At 59.7% G+C, this 804-nt stretch carries 2 protein-coding genes; both read right to left on the reverse strand.

All coding sequences use genetic code 11. The features are described from left to right. Nucleotides 1-174 (reverse strand): ATP-binding cassette domain-containing protein (locus ETG88_RS21740; RefSeq protein WP_129036377.1); only part of this gene is annotated, 174 nt, incomplete at its 3' end. Next, nucleotides 171-804, reverse strand: a 634-nt coding sequence (locus ETG88_RS21745) for an alpha-D-ribose 1-methylphosphonate 5-phosphate C-P-lyase PhnJ (RefSeq protein ID WP_129036378.1), incomplete at its 5' end; no start/stop codon positions are given. The genes ETG88_RS21740 and ETG88_RS21745, both read right to left, overlap by 4 nt.

The following is an 804-nucleotide window of genomic DNA, read 5'->3' on the forward strand; positions in this document are numbered from 1 at the left end:
TTGCTCGGCGTCAGGCGCTGCGGAGATGGACTTGAGCAGGGTGGTTTTGCCGGAGCCGGACTCGCCGACAATCCCCAGCACTTCACCAGGCCACAGCTCAAACGACACGTCGCTAAAGCCTTTGCCGGGCGCATACAAATGGGTCAGGTTGTTCACCGAAAGCAGCGGTTTCATTGGCCGTTCGCCTCACTCTGTTGGCGGCAGAAATCGGTGTCGGAGCAGACAAACATGCGTTTGCCCGTGTCGTCGAGCACCACTTCGTCGAGATAGCTGTGTTTTGAACCGCAGATGGCACACGGCTCGTCCCACTCCTGCACCCGGAACGGGTGATCGTCGAAATCGAGACTTTCGACGGCGGTGTAGGGCGGCACGGCATAAATGCGTTTTTCGCGTCCGGCGCCGAACAGTTGCAGCGCGGGCATCATGTCCATTTTCGGGTTATCGAATTTCGGGATTGGCGACGGGTCCATCACGTAGCGCCCGTTCACCTTCACCGGGTAGGCGTAGGTGGTGGCGATATGGCCAAAGCGGGCGATATCTTCGTACAGTTTCACCTGCATCACGCCGTACTCTTCGAGGGCGTGCATGGTGCGGGTTTCCGTTTCGCGCGGCTCGATAAAGCGCAGCGGCTCGGGGATGGGCACCTGGAAAATCAGAATCTGATCTTCCGTCAGCGGCGTTTCCGGGATGCGGTGGCGGGTCTGAATCAGGGTGGCATCTTCCGTGCGCTCGGTGGTGTTCACGCCGGTGACGCGCTTGAAGAAGTTGCGAATCGACACGGCATTGGTGGTGTCATCCGCCCCC

The organism is Lelliottia nimipressuralis (assembly GCF_004115925.1).
In the GTDB taxonomy this organism is placed as follows: Bacteria; Pseudomonadota; Gammaproteobacteria; order Enterobacterales; family Enterobacteriaceae; genus Enterobacter; species Enterobacter nimipressuralis.